We start from the raw sequence: 15157 nt of genomic DNA on the forward strand, positions 1-15157 counted from the left end.
CACGAAAACCATTGGCACGCTACTAATTCGACATGCGCATCACAATCCCGAAGGTACATGGCAACTCGCCCAAGGAAAAAGTACTCCGCACCCTGGCACTGATATTGGTGTTCGGTGCCGTGATCTGGGCCTTTACCGAAAACAACAAACATGTGGTCGAGGTTCTCAACCAGCAGAGCGCGGTCTATGACGAGACCGGCACACTGGACAAGGAACAGAAGAGCTTCATCGCCTCAATTACCAGAACATTCAGGGACAAATACGGCATGGATTGTCAAATACAGGTCTACGTCGGCGATTTCGTGGTGCCGGACCTGGATTCCAAGACCATTTACATAGGATTTGCCCCCTCCATCAACGAGGTGGAACTCAGATTCCCGCCGCTCATGCGCACGGCCTTTGGCACCGAATTCATCGACATGCTGAAGACCACCATCCTGCTCCCCTCCTTCAGGGACGACACCTGGCCCATGGCTATTCACGAAGTCCTGATGGAAATCACCAGCAAATTTGAAGAACTACAACAAGGAGAGAGCGCCAGTGAGTGAGCGCGTCACCATGTACACCGATGGCTCCTGCCTGGGTAACCCCGGTCCCGGAGGCTACGGTGCGGTCCTGATTTTTGGAGAATACAAAGGCGAAACCGCCAAGAATTACAAGGAATTCTCTCAAGGATACAAACGAACAACCAATAACCGCATGGAACTTCTGGCCGTGATTGTCGGTCTGGGCGCCTTGAAACGGCCCTGCGCCGTGTCGCTGTGGACCGATTCCAAGTATGTGCAGCAGGCCATTACACAGGGATGGCTCAAGAACTGGCAGAAAAACGGCTGGAAAACCGCTGCCAAAAAACCGGTCAAGAACCAGGATCTCTGGCGCAAACTCATGCCGCTCATCGAAGAGCACGACGTCACCTTCAACTGGGTGAAAGGCCACAGCGGCCACATGTTCAACGAACGGGTGGACGATCTGGCGAGAGATGCTGCCAGCGGCAGTGGCCTTCTCGAAGACAAAGGCATGGAGTAAGGAGAGGGGCGCTTCGAGCAGCACGCCTTATAAGAAGATACGGAAGGCCGCCCAAGGGGCGGCTTTTTTTGTTTCTATTGAAGGAAGCGCACCTTCGGCGCGAGAGGCACTCTTGGGTGCGTGCCGCACCCAAATTGTTCCATGCCCTTCGCGGGCGGCGGTCTCTTTTTGGGGAGCAAAAAGAGACGCAAAAAGCTCCTTACGCTAGTTTTCCCGCCCACGGTTTGACGGCAAGAAGCTGATCAACTCGGGACGGCTCCATGCTGGGAAAAGTAATGGGAATACCTCTCCGTTCCCCACTGGGGTGAGTGAGTGCATTCGTATTGCCTTACCGGAGCCGCCGTCCTTTCGTTGTCAGCTTCTAAGCCTTGCAAACAGGGCTAAGCTAGGGCGGATCGCGCGCTATTGCATTCGGCATCAGAGGCGGCCCAACAAGTTACCGACAACCTCAAATCCACATCTCACACACCAAAAGTGCACCCTCTTCAACGACGGGCAATCGGAAGCGGACCTTAGAGCCTGTTTCGGGCGACGCAACGCAGCCCGACCGAGTCTGCATCGCAGACAATCTGTCGGGCAGTGCAGTCGCCTACAGGCTCTTGGGTTCGCTTCTTCGATCACAGACAAAAAAGCGTTTTTTGCCTCCTTTTTGCCGCTTCGCAAAAAGCAGGTCGCCGTAAAGGCGAAAACAATTTAATAAATTTGGATTGGACTTTCACCGCGTAGCGCGCAAAACCACAAAACAAAACGCATCTATCCCGCAATACCAGAATAGACCGTCCCACAAGTACTTTTGGCAAACAACAATTACCTATCATTTGCCATTGCCGCGGCAGCCTGCATTGTAATGCAGACTGCCGCTTGCCATAAAAAATTAACGAACCACCGAAAGCAACCCGTTGATCGCTGCCATGACGGATTGTTCCTTGATTTCCTGACGTGTGCCTTCGAAGCTATAACTTTTTGCACGAGTACCACCAGGCCAGGTCCAGGCCATCCAGACTGTGCCCACAGGTTTTTCAGGCGTGCCGCCCCCAGGGCCGGCTATGCCGGAGATAGCCACGGACACGTTTGCGCCGATAGCCTTGATCACGCCCTCAGCCATCGCCTTGACAACTGGTTCGGAAACCGCGCCATGCTTTTCCAGAACCATAGGATCCACGCCAAGCAGTTTGCTTTTGACCTCGTAGGCATAGGCTACGACCGAGCCTGCGTACCATTGAGAGCTGCCGGGGCAGTCCGTGAGAATGCTTGAGAGCAACCCGCCGGTGCAGGATTCAGCGGTTGCCAGCATGTTTTCTTCCACGCTCAGGCATTCACCAAGTTCGGCTACGGCCCGTGAAATAAGATAGGTGTCCATGTATTCCTCCGACTGCTCTTCTACAAAATACCTTAATGGGTTGCAATAACCATAAAGACGTTTGTACTGTGTCCGTAGGAGAATCCATGGTCACATCCCCATCCGAGCTTTTTGATCTGGCCTTGAAACGGCATCGCCAGCCGTGGAACTGGACCCTGCAATTCGCGGGGATCATGTTGCTGGGGCTGACCCTTGCCGCACACAGCTATCTTCTGCTCGCGGCGTCCATGATCCTGTTCGGAGCCGGTTTTTATGAATTGCACATGCCGGAACCATCGGAGAACCTCTGGTTTCGGTTCGTATCCGGCGGCATCCAGTGGGAAAAGAACTGGGTTGCCACTCCATGGACATTCGGCAAGATCTTCAAATGCTGCGTTACGCTGGCCTTGCTCGCCGTAACCGTCTGGGCATTGGTGGTGCGTGAGATAGGGACCATTGGGCTGCTCATCGGATTCCTGGCTCTGGCCCGTGTGGTGGTGGAGAACAGGGACAGCGGCGTGGAGCCATGAGCAAACGTAAAATCATGGATGGACACACTCGTTGATGATACTTATTTATTCATAGTAAACAACTTTCGGAGGAAACCATATGAGCGACGACAGCAATTCCTGCAAGCAATGGCTGAATGAAGTCAACTGGGACATGATTCACGAAGATGCCGTTACATTGTATCTTGAATGGGGCAACAACAACTACCGCGATGCCATGCGCTCACCGGTAACCACCAGCGGCGAGTATTCCATCTATTTCGCCATCGACACCTGGGAAGAACCCAGGGTGGTTCTGATGAAGATGGACAACTACGGGTCCACCATCCTGTGCGCCAAAAAGGTGCCGGACGCCCTGGCAAAAGAACTGCTCGACGACATCAAGGGGATCAAGGGCATCCTTGAACTGACGCCGTCCATCAAGGAATGGCTCATGAAGGAACTGGACGCCTAACTCGGTGTTACGCCAGGAACGGCGCGTTCTCCCTTGTCATTCCGGTTGAGGGTTCGATCTTTCTCGTCAAAACATAGAAAAATACGAAAAGGCCGCTTCAAATGAAGCGGCCTTTTTTTGTGGGGTGTGCAAAGAATGGACAGGAATAAAATAAGTGCAAACAAAGACACATCACTTGTGCAATTGACGACACATTGCACATCGGTTGCAGGTTCAACAAAATTTCAACATATTGAAATAACAGGATTAGATGTTTGGCACGCTCTATGCTTTATGCAGACCATGATTGATGTTGTCACTGTCACTCTCATCATCCTGGGCGTCGCGTTGTTGCGACGCTCCCTCCTCACCGTCCCGGACGTCGCCCCCGGCGTCCGGGTAGACGGTGAAGAATTCGGCATAATGGCCCCGGTTCCGGTATTCTCCAGAGCGCAAACCCCCATATTGCTCAGGAAGAAACGGACCAGATAAGGGCCTTAAGCATAGACCATACCTCTCTTGAAACACCGTTTTCAACCTAGAAACCCCCTCCTCGAATGCAGACCTCTAACCCCTCTAAAAGGGCCGCGAAAGCGGCCCTTTTACTTTGATTTGTGTAACAAGCTGCACCTTTTCTTTGCGCACTACTTGTCATGAACCATGGGCGAGGGTATGGTTTATCCAATTATCGGTCTCACAGGGACGTAAAGGGTAGCCATGAGCGAAGCACATTTCCCGAACGAAGTCGACGATCTGGATCACCTGGATCTGAATGATGACGAACGAATAGACTATGTTGTCAGTCGCATAGAGGCTAAACTCCTTGATTACGACGGCTACAATTTTTCCATGCGCCAAATCCGCGCACTGAATATCTTCTTTGAGCTGGCTCAGGAACTGCGGGATCGGGAGATGTTCTATGCCGTCTGCATGGCCATACCACGCGCCCTGCTCAGACTTGAATCCTCCATCTACATTCTGGAAGATGATGACACCTTTTCCCTGGCCGGATGTACGACCGGCCATTGCGACAAATCGGTCACACGGACCTGGGATGACCAGTTTACCGACAAGCTGGTCATCTCGGACAACCAGATGTTCATCCCCATTCAGGGCAACCCGGAATACAACGACAAGCTCCCCTTCCGACCGCCGCACAACATCATTGGCAACTTCGTCCTGCATCCCTGCAACAACCTTGAGGGACATGCGCGCCTGTTTTTGGAAAAGTATGTCAATCGCGTGGGTTTCCAACTGCATCACCGCATGGTCGGTGCGCGGAACCGTGAGCACATCGCTTTCATCAAATCCATGGTGCAGGATATCGGCCATAACGTCATCGTGCCGAACATGTACTTCAAGCTCTATTTCATTAGGTTGAAGAGACAGATTGAGCAGCTCCATCAATCCACGGCCAGCGTGCTCAGCATCCTGAATCAAAGCTCGCAGAAGGAAAGCGTGACCGAGGGGAACAAGCTGGCCCGGATAGCGTCATCCATCGAGACGCAGTATCAGGAAATTTACAGCCATTACGAATCCACATCCATGTTTCTGGAGACGCTGCTCCGTCGGCGTCACTTCGAGGAAGGGCGGTATGTCCTGGACAAGCGGGAGGTCAACCTGCGTACGGCGATCATGGAACCGCTGGTGGAACGATTCCACAAGCGGTTCAAGGAACGCAGGATCACCATCAACTTCGCGCTAGGCGGTGCACCGGATCAGATGGTCCGCCTGATAATAGACAGAGGGCTGATTTCCCAGGTCTTTGACAACCTGTTTTCCAACGCCCTTAAATACACTGAAACCGTGACCCTGGACGATGGCCGGCGAGGCAAATTCGTCTCGTATGGCTGGAAGATCATCAAGGATTATTTTGGCAATGAAAAGCCCGGCATCCGTTTGTGGGTCACATCCACAGGCCGTCCGCTCGACCTTGAAGATCCCATGGAAGTCTTCAAGCCGGGGTTTCGCGCCGACAACGTGGCCCGGGAATCCGGCACGGGCCGAGGGTTGTATTTCGTTCGTCAGGTAGTGGAACTCCACAACGGTCAGGTGGGCTATTCGCACTCGGAAAACAGCAACCAGTTTTATCTCATCCTGCCGTTCGAGCAGGAAATAGCGGGATAGCGCGCTCCGAAACCGGTTGTTCTCGCGAAAAACGGATAATAGCGAAAAATGGCGAGCAGGAAATTCCGACTACTCGGCTGTCGCTGTCTGCGCCAACATCCGTCGATAATACGACAGACAGAGACAGGTCATGGGCAGCGCGATGAGCAGGCCGAGAAAACCCAGCAGTTTGCCCCAGACAGACAGGGACAACAGGATGAGCCACGGCGAAAGCCCAAGGCTCTCCCCCTGAATTTTCGGTACGAGAAAGACCTCCTGAATCGTCTGGACAATAGCCATGACAGCCACCACCAGCCCGACGCCGATCCAGACGGACTCGCCAGCCTCAAGAGAGTCCAGAGCCGCCAGCAGTACGGCCGGAACCATGCCCACAGCACCGAGGTAAGGGGCGATGTTCAGTATGCCGATAATCATGCCGAGTACGATGCCCAGAGGAAGGTCGATGAGGGTAAAGCCTATGGACATGAGAACGCCCACAATGAGCGCGATGGAAATCTGACCACGAAAATAGAGACTCATGGTTTTTTCGAACTCGCCGAGGAAGCCGGTCACGGAGTCGCGGATTCCGGCAGGCAGGTATTCCTGCCAATTCTCCTTAATCTTGCCGAAGTCAGCCAGCAGAAAAACGAGATACAGAATGATGATGCCCAGACCGAGGAAGCCTGCCAGGAAGCTTGCCGTCCCCTGGGCCAGCCCTTTGACGCCGGGGATTATGGTGTCCAGAAAGGATTGAGCCGCGTCAGCCGCTCCTGTCGAGGAAAAGAGGTCGCGTACTTCCTGCTGGGAGGCGATGTTGCGCAGCCACTGCCAGACATCCGGCGGCAGATGCTTCGAGACCTTGGTCGCAAACTCGGCGTTGTTAACCAGCTCGGACAACACACGGCCCATATGGGTCAGCTCGGTAGCCATCATGGGCACAATCACCATGAACACCCCCACGATGAACGCTACAAGACCGATCAGGGTCACGGCGACTGCAATGCCACGGCTTTTGACATATTTCTGGATAAAACAGGTCAGCGGATTGAGCAGATATGCCACGAGCAGGGCCACCACAAAGGGTATCAGCACATTGGAGAGAAAACCCAGAAGCCAGATAAGGCCGAGAAAGAACCCGACCCCAAGGAGCAAGCGGACCACGGAGTCCAGCGTGTACGGCTTGTCGGAAGTAAACATGAATCCTCCTGCAGGAGATGAAATGTCATCCTTCCCTACCAGTCCGGCTGCATTTATTCAATGTTCCTCATACGCTCTTTAACGATATACAGGTATTTGCACATGGTTTCGGGGCACGAAACAGCGTTGCGTGCGAGCGTATGGTGCGGGCGCGGAAAAAAGGGAAGCGAACGTCGAAGGCCGGGAACGTGTTCCGCTGAACGGACTTCGACTACACGACCTCGCGGTCACGAACGCCGATGAGATAGAGGATGGTGTCCAGACCAAGGGTGGAGATGGACTGACGCGCACCCTTCTTGACCTTGGGCTTTGCATGGAAGGCGATACCAAGCCCGGCCAGGTTGAGCATGGGCAGATCGTTGGCGCCGTCACCCACGGCAATGACCTGTTGCAGCGAAATTTTTTCAATATCTGCGATGGATTGAAGCAGCTCCGCTTTCTTGTTGGCGTCCACGATATCGCCGACGGCCTTGCCTGTGAGTTTGCCGTCGATGATCTCCAGCTCATTGGCGTAGACATAATCAACGCCGAATTTTTCCTGAAGGATGTGGCCGAAGTAGGTGAATCCGCCGGACAGGATGGCGATCTTGTATCCCACGTTCTTGAGGTTGGTGATGAGCTTTTCCGCCCCCTCGGTCATGGGCAACCGGTCGGCGACTGTCTGGAGAACGGATTCGTCCAGCCCTTCAAGGAGTGACAACCGTTTCTTGAGCGACTGCTTGAAATCAAGCTCGCCGCGCATGGCCGCCTCGGTGATGGCCGCCACTTCATCGCCCACGCCCGCTTCCTTGGCCAGCTCGTCGATGACTTCTGCCTGGATGAGGGTGGAGTCCATGTCAAACGCGACCAGACGGCGGTTGCGGCGAAAGATGTTGTCTTCCTGAAAGGCGATGTCCACCATGAGGTCGGCGGATATTTCCAGGAACCGGGAGCGAATATCCGCGATGTCCCGAGGCGTGCCGCGCACGGTGAACTCCACGCAGCCGCGTGAACATTCATAGTCGTTGCAATCAAGAGGCACACGCCCGGAGAGCCTGTGGATGGTGTCGATGTTCATGCCGGATTCGGCGATGACTTCGGTGATGGCCGAGATCTGCCGAGATGACACGGACCGCGCCAGCAGAGTGATGATGTAGCGCGCCTTGTTGGCGTCCCCTACCCACGAGGAGTATTCCTCTTCATTGAGCGGGTGGAGCTTCATGGTCACGCCCAGTTCATGGGCCTTGAACAGCAGGTCTTTCAGAACCGGCTGGGAATTGGACGGGAGTCTGATCAGAATGCCCAAGGTCAGAAAATTATGAATGACCACCTGGCCGATGTCGAGCACGTCCACATCATACCCGGCCAACACTTCAGACAACTCCGCAGTCAGCCCGGGCCTGTCGCCACCAGTCACATGTATCAATATGATCTTTTCCATGAGTATTCTTCTCTCCCGTTCGAACTCAGGCGGACCTTCTCATATATCGGCCTGGTCGTAAATGGTGTGGGGACGACAAAAAAGCCCAAACCGGTTACAGGTTCGGGCTCTTAAATAGCAATAGGATTGACCGGACGAGTCTGCCCTATTTCTTTTCTTTTTTTTCGGCTTTTGCTTCACGAATGGATGCAGTGCCTCTGGTCAGCGAACGGAGGTGACACTGGTTGACCAGTTCCACTTCGCGCAGCTTCTCTGCAGTGAATGCAACGTATTTGATGCCTCTGTCTTCAATGACCAATTCGTACATACTTTTCCCTCTTTACGCTTCTGTATCGTCAGATCCGGTCTTGGCGACGTCGGATTCGGTTGTCTCGGGTTGGGCGGGTTTGCCCCCAAAGTTAGCGGACACCACTTTGGTTTTTCCAACGACAGCGCTAGAGCCGGTCATGGAGACCGCACCTTCAAGCACCGCGCCCTTTTCCACCACCAGGGATGGTGATGTCAGGCTGCCGTTGAGAACGCTCGTCTTTTCCAGCACAGCGTGTTCCTTGACGTACACATCGCCGCGGATTTCGCCGCAGGAGGTCAGTCGGCCCACATGGACCGTTCCCTCGATGAAGGCCTTGCGTCCGAGAACCAGATCGCCATCAGTGGAGATCTCACCCTCGAAACGTCCGTCAATGCGAACCGTGCCAACAAAATCAAGTTTGCCTCTATATTCAGTGCCCACGCCCAGAAAGGCGTTCAGCTCGGAGTGATCAGAATTTTTCTTTGAAAACATACCCATGGTAGACCTCACAGTTAATTGGGAAACGGTATCTCCCCCGCCACCCGAAAACCATTCAAAATAGCAAAAGGACTTTTCCTATACCCTCACCTTCCTTTGATTGCCACTTTTTTTTGCCCCGAATTTCAGGAGGAACATGGAAGAAACCCGCTGCAAACCTGCAATTTATGCGAACTTCTAATTGTCCATTATGCCAGTTGGTTGTACATTTTCTGAAAAGTGGGTACCCTTTGAAAGGACAAAGTTGGACGGGAAAGTCTTTGCCCGCAGTCAGACACGGGAGAAGGGAGAGGCATGACTACAAGCATTCAGAATATAAAATCCTATCATAAAGGCCGTTCCATCTATAAAGAAGGACAGAACGGAACCGTCGCCTACATGATCCAGAAAGGCTCGGTCACGTTGTATAAGACCGTGAACGGCAAGAGGATCCTTGTTGATACCCTCGGTCGGGGCGAGATCTTCGGCGAGATGTCCGTGCTGAGCAAAACAGAACGCATGGAAAGTGCCGAAGCCGCGGAATACTGCGATCTCATGGTACTGACAGAGCAGGTCATTCAGGCCATGGTCGCCAAATGCCCAAAAACCATCCAGCATCTGACCAAGCTGCTGATAAAGCGCGTGCGCAAGGCCGGAGATGTGAACCCCAACCGCACGCACAAGAATTCCTTTCTATCCATCTGTCGTATTCTCGAAATGACCCATCGCTGTCATGTCTCCATGCGGGCCGCAGAGGCCAAGCGTATCCGGGGTCACAAGTTCGGCATCGCCATCACCGAGTTTTCCAAACAGGTCAAGGATATCCTGCTGGTCTCACAGCTTGAAATCGACCAGACCCTGGACCAGTTGGCCGCCCTCAAGATTGTCACCCTGACAACCCAGGGATCGGGCAAGGCGTTCTCCGAGCGCTACGTCAAGGTCAATGACATGGAGAATTTCTTTCAGGTGGCGGCCAATCTGCACAAGGAGTTGTCCAAGTCGGACGCCCTGGAGCCGGAGCTGGAATACATCGACATCCATGATTTTGCCGACGAGGTCGAAGCCCAGAGCGAAATTCTCTACAAGAAGATGGCCAACATGGAGATCCCTGACACCCTGTTTTTCTTCCACAAGAGTTCGGCGCTCGCCTGGGCCGGAGACCAGCCCGAAGAGTTCTTCAAGCGGGTAAAGCGCAAGAAAAAGAAGATCGCCGACCTCGAAGACGTCAACGACATCGTGTTCGTGGACAACGCCACCTGCAAGGACGTGTTCGCCAAGCTCGGGTACTACAAGCTCGGTGTGCTCCTCGCCATAGCCGAACAGGAAGCCCGGCAAAAGATCATCGGCAACCTGTCCAAGAAAATCGCCACCATCGTGCAGGATGAGGCCAAGGAACGGGGAACCCCCGACTCCACCGAGGCCGAGGATGTCTCTGATGAGCTCATCGAACTGATCAAGGTCACCAAAGGGGTTTCCATCTAATGAATATCGCCACCATCTTCGGGATTATCGCCGGTATCTTTGTCCTCTGCGCGGCCACCTTCGCGGCCACGGATTCGGTTCAGGTCTTCCTGAACGGTCCGGGTCTCGCCATCGTACTCGGCGGAACCATCGCGGCCACGTTCATCTGCTATCCCCTACGGGAGGTCATGCGCGTCATGGGGCTGTTCGTGTCCGCTTTCCGGGCCGAGGAGCTGCCCATCGGCGATTACATTCGGGATATCGTCACCATCTCCAAGACAGTGAGCAAGAAGGGCGAAGAGCATCTGGAAAAATCGCTCAAGTCCATGGAAAACGAATTTCTGCGCGACGGGCTGCAGATGCTGCTGGACGGCTACTCCAAACAGGAGCTGGAGGAAATCCTCAACAACCGCATCCAGCAGTATCACGAACAGGAGTCCAATGCCGCCGGCATCTATCGGACCATGGCCGCCCTGTCTCCCGCCTTCGGCATCATCGGTACGCTCATCGGCCTGATCGCCATGATGCAGACCATGGGCGACGACATCACCCGCATCGGCCCGGCCATGGCCACGGCCCTGACCACCACCCTGTACGGCGCGCTGTTCGCCAACATGATCTATACGCCCATTGCCACCAAGGTCGAACGGCGTGTGGAGGAGCGCACCATCCTGATGTGCGTTATCCGCGACGGTATCCTGTTCATCAAGGACAAGACGCCCGCGCCTATCGTCATGGACAAGCTCAAGGGGTACCTACCCCCGAGCAAGTGGTCTTCCATCGGCGCCAGATAGGACTGACACATGCAGTTCAACGGCAAATTCATTCCCAAGCGCAAGACACCCGCGCCTGACGGCGGCTGGCAGTTGACCCTGGCGGACATGATGACGCTCATTCTCTGCTTTTTCGTCATCATGCTGGCTGTGTCCAAGATCGACCCCAACCGCTATGAAGCCGTGTCCGATATCATGGCCGAAGCCATGAAGGGCAAGGCCGCGCCCAGTAAAAGGGCAAGCGAACCCGTGCAGGCTGTGGTGGAGAAAAAGCAGAAGAATCTTTTTGAACTGCAATTGGAGCTGGCCAAGCTCATCGGCCGAGAATCCGAGGCCGTGCGATTGAAGTTGCGGCCCGATGCCGTGGCCATCAATCTGCAAGGCGGGGTGTTCTTCAAGCTCGGCAGTGCAGACCTGACCGTTGAGGCCGTGACCATCCTCGACAAGCTGGCCAAGCCGCTCACAGACGCACACTACAAGCTGACCATCGAAGGCCACTCCGACAACCTCGCCATCAAGTCGGCCCAGTTTCCGTCCAACTGGGAGCTGTCCAGTGCCCGCGCTTCCAGCGTGGCCCGGTTCTTTATCGCTCAGGGATTCCCCAAGGGGGACATACGGGTCATGGGATTGGCCGACACCGAGCCGTTGGCCCCCAACACGGACAAGGCAGGGAACAACATCCCGACCAATCAGGCCAAAAATCGTCGGGTGATCATTCTGGTCCGGCCGATTTCAGGACGTTAATCCTGATCAACGACCTTGCCCATGCTGAGGATCTTTTCCATGGCAAAGCCATTCGCCTCATAAAACCGGATGACGTCCACATTGGACTCGCGAACCTGCAGGTTGATTTTGAAGCAACCGCGTTTTGTGAGTGCGTTCTCGGCATGGTGCAGGAGCATTGACCCGATGCCATGTTTGCGCTGATCAGGATGCACGGCCAATGAGTAAATCCATCCTCGGTGGCCGTCGTATCCGGCCATGATCGTTCCGATAACCGTGTCGTTCTCAACGGCCACGAAAAAGAGATCGTCCACCGCTCGCTTCCGGTCTATGGCGAATGCCGGATCATTATACGATGCCAGGGGATCAAAGACCATCTTCCACAGGTCAATCACCGCCTGCCGGTGGACCGCGTTGTCAAAGGGGAGGATAAGTGTATCGTTGGTATCCATAGAGGGAGTGTGCCCCGGCAGCATTTGTCCTGTCCAGTGGTTCATTGCTTGACGCGCATTCACTCCTCTCATAGATTCACACCATGAAACGAAGCGAAATCAATGCACTGATTGCCGATGCCAAGGAATTCTATGAATCCTTCCTGTTCAAGCTCCCACCGTGGGCCTTTTGGGGGCCTGACGACTGGAAAGGCACTGGAGATTCCGAGGTCGTCCGCAACCAGCTCGGCTGGGACTTGACGGATTATGGCGCTGGCGACTTTGAAAAGCGCGGTCTGATTCTGTTTACCATCCGCAACGGCAACCTGGCTGCCGGGGACAAGAAGCAGTACGCTGAAAAGATCATGATTGTCCGCGAGAACCAGATCTGCCCCATGCATTTCCATTGGTCCAAGACCGAGGACATCATCAACCGGGGCGGAGGCAATCTCGTCATCGAGCTGTATGGCTCCACTCCTGATGAGGAGTTGGGCAAGGAGCCGATCACCGTCATAGTGGATGGGTTTGCGCGCACGGTGGAGCCCGGCGGCACGGTAGTCTTGACGCCCGGTGAATCAATTTTCCTTGAGCAAGGGATGTACCACCGCTTCTACGGTGAACCCGGCAAGGGGAAGGTGCTGGTCGGCGAGGTGTCGTCAGTGAATGATGATAATACTGACAACCGGTTTCATAAAGAGCAGGCGCGGTTCCCCGACATTGAGGAGGATGAAGCTCCGCTTCACCTGTTGTGTACGGATTACCCGAAATATATTTAAGCTTTTCCATGTAAGAAGGCCGCCTGAGAGATCTGGCGGCCTTCTTTTTGTGGTGATGTTTTTTTTGTGGTTTTGCGCGCTACGCGGTGAGAGTCCAATCCAAATTTATTAAATTGTTATCGCCTTTACGGCGACCTGCTTTTTGCGAAGCGGCAAAAAGGAGGCAAAAAACGCTTTTTGTCTGTGAGCGAGGAAGAGTCCCCAAAGCCTGTAGGCGACTGCACTGCCCGACAGATTGTCTGCGATGCAGACTCGGTCGGGCTGCGTTGCGTCGCCCGAAACAGGCTCTAAGGTCCGCTTCCGATTGTTCGTCGTTGAAGGGGGTGCGCCATTGGTGTGGGAGGTTTAGATTTGAGGCTGTCGACACCCTGTTGGGCAACCTTAGATACCGACTACAATCTGCTCAAGTCGCCCTAGATTAGCCCTGTTTGCAAGGGCTTAGAAGCTGACAACGAAAGGACGACGGCTCTGGTAAGGCAATACGAATGCACTCACTCACCCCAGCGGGGAACGGAGAGGTATTCCCATTACTTTTCCCAGCATGGAGCCGTCCCGAGTTGATCAGCTTCTTGCCGTCAAACCGTGGGCGGGCAAACTAGCGCAAGGAGCTTTTTGCGTCTCTTTTTGCTCCTCAAAAAGAGACCGCCGCCCGCGAAGGGCATGGAATGCTTTGGGTGGCGTCTGTCACCCAACAATGGCTCTCGCTCCAAAGGTGCATGGAAGTACGCAGTACTGACTCTTCCCCTCTCCCCAAAAAAAAGAAAAAGGCCACCCCCGATGGGTGGCCCTCCCCTTCTACCCCTACACTATAGTGGCAAAACTGCTAAAAGAGACTCACACTACCCTTTAAACAGTCTATATCCCCGTCAGGACGTTGCCTACTTTGGTAAGAGCTTTCAGTAATATTTCGTCATCCACGGCATAGGAAAAGCGGATGCATTTGTCATCACCAAAGGCTGAACCGGGCACAAGTGCCACGCCAGCCTCTTCTAAAATCTTGGTGCACATACTCGCTGAATCCGGTGCTTCTTCAGTGTAAAACTGATCAAGAACCGGAAAAAGATAGAACGCTCCGTCCGGCTTCGGACAGAGTGCACCCCAACTTGTAATAATATCATACGCTAAATCGCGGCGACGCACAAAGGATTCTTTCATTTTGTCTACAATTTCCCACGGACCGGTGAGTGCAGCCACTGCCGCTTTCTGCGTAATGGAGTTGATATTGGAGGTACTTTGCCCCTGAATCTTGACCATTGCCTTGACCAGATCAGCGTGTGCCAGCGCGTAACCGACACGCCATCCGGTCATGCAGAACGACTTGGACAACGCGCCAACAATGGCGATTGATTCGGGATGCGCTTCCCATTTTTTGGCCAGGGAAACCGGCGAGAACGGCGCGTAGACCAGACGATCATACACTTCATCCGAAATAACGAAAATGTCATTCTTGATGGCCCAGTCCGCGATGGCGTCGAGCTGTTCCTGGGTATAGCAACAGCCGGTCGGATTAGACGGTGAATTCAGGATGAGCACTTTGGTTTTGGCAGTACGGACCGCTTCAAGCCCTTCCACCGTGACGAGGTACTCCTCCTCTGCCGTGGTCGGAACAAACACGGACACACCGTCGGCCAGCTGAACCATGGCCGGATAGCTGACCCAGTAGGGAGACGGAATGAGCACTTCATCACCCGGATTTACCAGGGCCATGAGCAGGTTGTAGAGCACCTGCTTGCCGCCGTTACAGATAATGGCATTCTCGGGAGCTGTCTTGGCTCCGTAAAAATGGGTATAATAGTCAGCCACACCCTTGCGCAGTTCGGGGATGCCGGGAACCGGCGTGTACCGGGTAAACCCCTCGTCAAGTGCGACCTTGGCCGCTTCACAGACATGTTTAGGGGTGCCATAGTCGGGCTGGCCGACAGCAAGACTGATGATCTCGCGTCCCTGATCACGCAGCTCCTGGGCCTTGGTATTCACCGCCAGGGTAGCCGATGGCTTGATCCGGGACAGACGATCGGAAATTCGCATTGAAGGACTCTCTTGGTTTATGATATTGCAGGACCGCTAAAAATGCCAATAGACTAAAAAAAAACAGACGTAAATCCTGATTTTACCCAAACGGGAAAAAAGTTGCCAGATGTGTTGACCTGTCTATAGATTCATAGTTCAGACAAAGGGGCATGAAGACCACTTAGAA

General features: G+C 54.1%; 17 protein-coding genes. 10 read left to right on the top strand and 7 right to left on the bottom strand.

Going from position 1 to position 15157, the window contains the following annotated elements; genetic code table 11:
* The first annotated feature begins 32 nt into the window (after positions 1–32).
* Positions 33–548 (top strand): hypothetical protein, encoded by a 516-nt coding sequence (locus SRBAKS_RS09265; RefSeq protein WP_229590589.1) that lies wholly within the window; start codon positions 33–35, stop codon positions 546–548.
* The gene (gene rnhA, locus SRBAKS_RS09270; protein ID WP_229590590.1) at positions 541–1026 is read left to right on the top strand and encodes a ribonuclease HI; all 486 of its coding nucleotides are present in this window, start codon (positions 541–543) and stop codon (positions 1024–1026) included. The genes SRBAKS_RS09265 and rnhA overlap by 8 nt, the downstream gene beginning before the upstream one ends.
* Before the next feature lie 874 nt (positions 1027–1900).
* Here the strand turns inward: rnhA and SRBAKS_RS09275 are convergent.
* A complete protein-coding gene (locus tag SRBAKS_RS09275; protein WP_229590591.1) occupies positions 1901–2386 on the bottom strand; it encodes a CinA family protein in 486 nt (161 codons plus the stop codon).
* An 86-nt stretch (positions 2387–2472) separates the two neighbouring features.
* Between SRBAKS_RS09275 and SRBAKS_RS09280 the strand changes: the two genes are divergently transcribed.
* From SRBAKS_RS09280 to SRBAKS_RS09295, 4 genes are all read left to right on the top strand, one after another.
* Complete coding sequence (locus SRBAKS_RS09280) at positions 2473–2895, top strand: hypothetical protein (protein WP_229590592.1); 423 nt, start codon at positions 2473–2475, stop codon at positions 2893–2895.
* A gap of 79 nt (positions 2896–2974) precedes the next feature.
* Positions 2975–3328 carry a DVU0772 family protein gene (locus SRBAKS_RS09285; protein WP_229590593.1) on the top strand — a complete coding sequence of 118 codons (354 nt, stop codon included), beginning with the start codon at positions 2975–2977 and terminating at the stop codon, positions 3326–3328.
* Positions 3329–3610: 282 nt separating this feature from the next.
* Complete coding sequence (locus SRBAKS_RS09290) at positions 3611–3799, top strand: hypothetical protein (RefSeq protein ID WP_229590594.1); 189 nt, start codon at positions 3611–3613, stop codon at positions 3797–3799.
* A gap of 225 nt (positions 3800–4024) precedes the next feature.
* Positions 4025–5434 carry a sensor histidine kinase gene (locus SRBAKS_RS09295; protein ID WP_229590595.1) on the top strand — a complete coding sequence of 470 codons (1410 nt, stop codon included), beginning with the start codon at positions 4025–4027 and terminating at the stop codon, positions 5432–5434.
* A gap of 69 nt (positions 5435–5503) precedes the next feature.
* On the opposite strand, the gene SRBAKS_RS09300 is transcribed toward SRBAKS_RS09295, so the two are convergent.
* The 4 genes from SRBAKS_RS09300 to SRBAKS_RS09315 form a co-directional block, all read right to left on the bottom strand.
* On the bottom strand, positions 5504–6610 hold the full coding sequence (locus SRBAKS_RS09300; RefSeq protein WP_229590596.1) for an AI-2E family transporter: 1107 nt from the start codon (positions 6608–6610) through the stop codon (positions 5504–5506).
* Between the two features lie 211 nt (positions 6611–6821).
* Positions 6822–8030 carry a phosphoserine phosphatase SerB gene (gene serB / locus SRBAKS_RS09305; protein ID WP_229590597.1) on the bottom strand — a complete coding sequence of 403 codons (1209 nt, stop codon included), beginning with the start codon at positions 8028–8030 and terminating at the stop codon, positions 6822–6824.
* A gap of 145 nt (positions 8031–8175) precedes the next feature.
* Entirely contained in the window at positions 8176–8337 is a 162-nt protein-coding gene (locus SRBAKS_RS09310) for a hypothetical protein (RefSeq protein WP_229590598.1), read from the bottom strand.
* A gap of 12 nt (positions 8338–8349) precedes the next feature.
* Positions 8350–8817, bottom strand: coding sequence for a bactofilin family protein (locus SRBAKS_RS09315; RefSeq protein WP_229590599.1), 468 nt, complete (start codon positions 8815–8817; stop codon positions 8350–8352).
* 294 nt (positions 8818–9111) lie between these two features.
* Here SRBAKS_RS09315 and SRBAKS_RS09320 point away from each other — a divergent pair, with 294 nt between their 5' ends.
* Genes SRBAKS_RS09320 through SRBAKS_RS09330 form a run of 3 tightly spaced genes read left to right on the top strand, consistent with a single transcriptional unit; the run spans position 9112 to position 11774 of the window.
* Complete coding sequence (locus SRBAKS_RS09320; RefSeq protein WP_229590600.1) at positions 9112–10278, top strand: cyclic nucleotide-binding domain-containing protein; 1167 nt, start codon at positions 9112–9114, stop codon at positions 10276–10278.
* Positions 10278–11051, top strand: a complete 774-nt coding sequence (locus SRBAKS_RS09325; RefSeq protein WP_229590601.1) for a motility protein A — start codon at positions 10278–10280, stop codon at positions 11049–11051. The genes SRBAKS_RS09320 and SRBAKS_RS09325 overlap by 1 nt, the downstream gene beginning before the upstream one ends.
* A gap of 9 nt (positions 11052–11060) precedes the next feature.
* Entirely contained in the window at positions 11061–11774 is a 714-nt protein-coding gene (locus tag SRBAKS_RS09330) for an OmpA/MotB family protein (protein WP_229590602.1), read from the top strand.
* On the opposite strand, the gene SRBAKS_RS09335 is transcribed toward SRBAKS_RS09330, so the two are convergent.
* The gene (locus tag SRBAKS_RS09335) at positions 11771–12205 is read right to left on the bottom strand and encodes a GNAT family acetyltransferase (RefSeq protein ID WP_229590603.1); all 435 of its coding nucleotides are present in this window, start codon (positions 12203–12205) and stop codon (positions 11771–11773) included. The two genes, SRBAKS_RS09330 and SRBAKS_RS09335, sit on opposite strands and share 4 nt — an antisense overlap.
* Before the next feature lie 83 nt (positions 12206–12288).
* Between SRBAKS_RS09335 and SRBAKS_RS09340 the strand changes: the two genes are divergently transcribed.
* Positions 12289–12960: a D-lyxose/D-mannose family sugar isomerase gene (locus SRBAKS_RS09340; RefSeq protein ID WP_229590604.1), complete on the top strand. Its 672-nt coding sequence runs from the start codon at positions 12289–12291 to the stop codon at positions 12958–12960.
* A gap of 855 nt (positions 12961–13815) precedes the next feature.
* Here SRBAKS_RS09340 and SRBAKS_RS09345 read toward each other — a convergent pair.
* A complete protein-coding gene (locus SRBAKS_RS09345) occupies positions 13816–14988 on the bottom strand; it encodes a pyridoxal phosphate-dependent aminotransferase (RefSeq protein ID WP_229590605.1) in 1173 nt (390 codons plus the stop codon).
* Positions 14989–15157: the final 169 nt, after the last annotated feature.

Source organism: Pseudodesulfovibrio sediminis (assembly GCF_020886695.1).
In the GTDB taxonomy this organism is placed as follows: Bacteria; Desulfobacterota; Desulfovibrionia; order Desulfovibrionales; family Desulfovibrionaceae; genus Pseudodesulfovibrio; species Pseudodesulfovibrio sediminis.

Excerpts from the sequence above, each read along its gene's own strand:
- SRBAKS_RS09335 (WP_229590603.1), bottom strand. The coding sequence starts at position 12,205 with ATGGATACCAACGATACACTTATCCTCCCCTTTGACAACGCGGTCCAC.
- SRBAKS_RS09340 (WP_229590604.1), top strand. The coding sequence starts at position 12,289 with ATGAAACGAAGCGAAATCAATGCACTGATTGCCGATGCCAAGGAATTC.
- SRBAKS_RS09300 (WP_229590596.1), bottom strand. The coding sequence starts at position 6,610 with ATGTTTACTTCCGACAAGCCGTACACGCTGGACTCCGTGGTCCGCTTG.
- SRBAKS_RS09295 (WP_229590595.1), top strand. The coding sequence starts at position 4,025 with ATGAGCGAAGCACATTTCCCGAACGAAGTCGACGATCTGGATCACCTG.
- SRBAKS_RS09345 (WP_229590605.1), bottom strand. The coding sequence starts at position 14,988 with ATGCGAATTTCCGATCGTCTGTCCCGGATCAAGCCATCGGCTACCCTG.
- SRBAKS_RS09320 (WP_229590600.1), top strand. The coding sequence starts at position 9,112 with ATGACTACAAGCATTCAGAATATAAAATCCTATCATAAAGGCCGTTCC.
- SRBAKS_RS09315 (WP_229590599.1), bottom strand. The coding sequence starts at position 8,817 with ATGGGTATGTTTTCAAAGAAAAATTCTGATCACTCCGAGCTGAACGCC.
- SRBAKS_RS09280 (WP_229590592.1), top strand. The coding sequence starts at position 2,473 with ATGGTCACATCCCCATCCGAGCTTTTTGATCTGGCCTTGAAACGGCAT.
- serB (WP_229590597.1), bottom strand. The coding sequence starts at position 8,030 with ATGGAAAAGATCATATTGATACATGTGACTGGTGGCGACAGGCCCGGG.
- SRBAKS_RS09285 (WP_229590593.1), top strand. The coding sequence starts at position 2,975 with ATGAGCGACGACAGCAATTCCTGCAAGCAATGGCTGAATGAAGTCAAC.
- SRBAKS_RS09330 (WP_229590602.1), top strand. The coding sequence starts at position 11,061 with ATGCAGTTCAACGGCAAATTCATTCCCAAGCGCAAGACACCCGCGCCT.
- SRBAKS_RS09310 (WP_229590598.1), bottom strand. The coding sequence starts at position 8,337 with ATGTACGAATTGGTCATTGAAGACAGAGGCATCAAATACGTTGCATTC.
- SRBAKS_RS09325 (WP_229590601.1), top strand. The coding sequence starts at position 10,278 with ATGAATATCGCCACCATCTTCGGGATTATCGCCGGTATCTTTGTCCTC.
- SRBAKS_RS09275 (WP_229590591.1), bottom strand. The coding sequence starts at position 2,386 with ATGGACACCTATCTTATTTCACGGGCCGTAGCCGAACTTGGTGAATGC.
- SRBAKS_RS09290 (WP_229590594.1), top strand. The coding sequence starts at position 3,611 with ATGATTGATGTTGTCACTGTCACTCTCATCATCCTGGGCGTCGCGTTG.
- SRBAKS_RS09265 (WP_229590589.1), top strand. The coding sequence starts at position 33 with ATGCGCATCACAATCCCGAAGGTACATGGCAACTCGCCCAAGGAAAAA.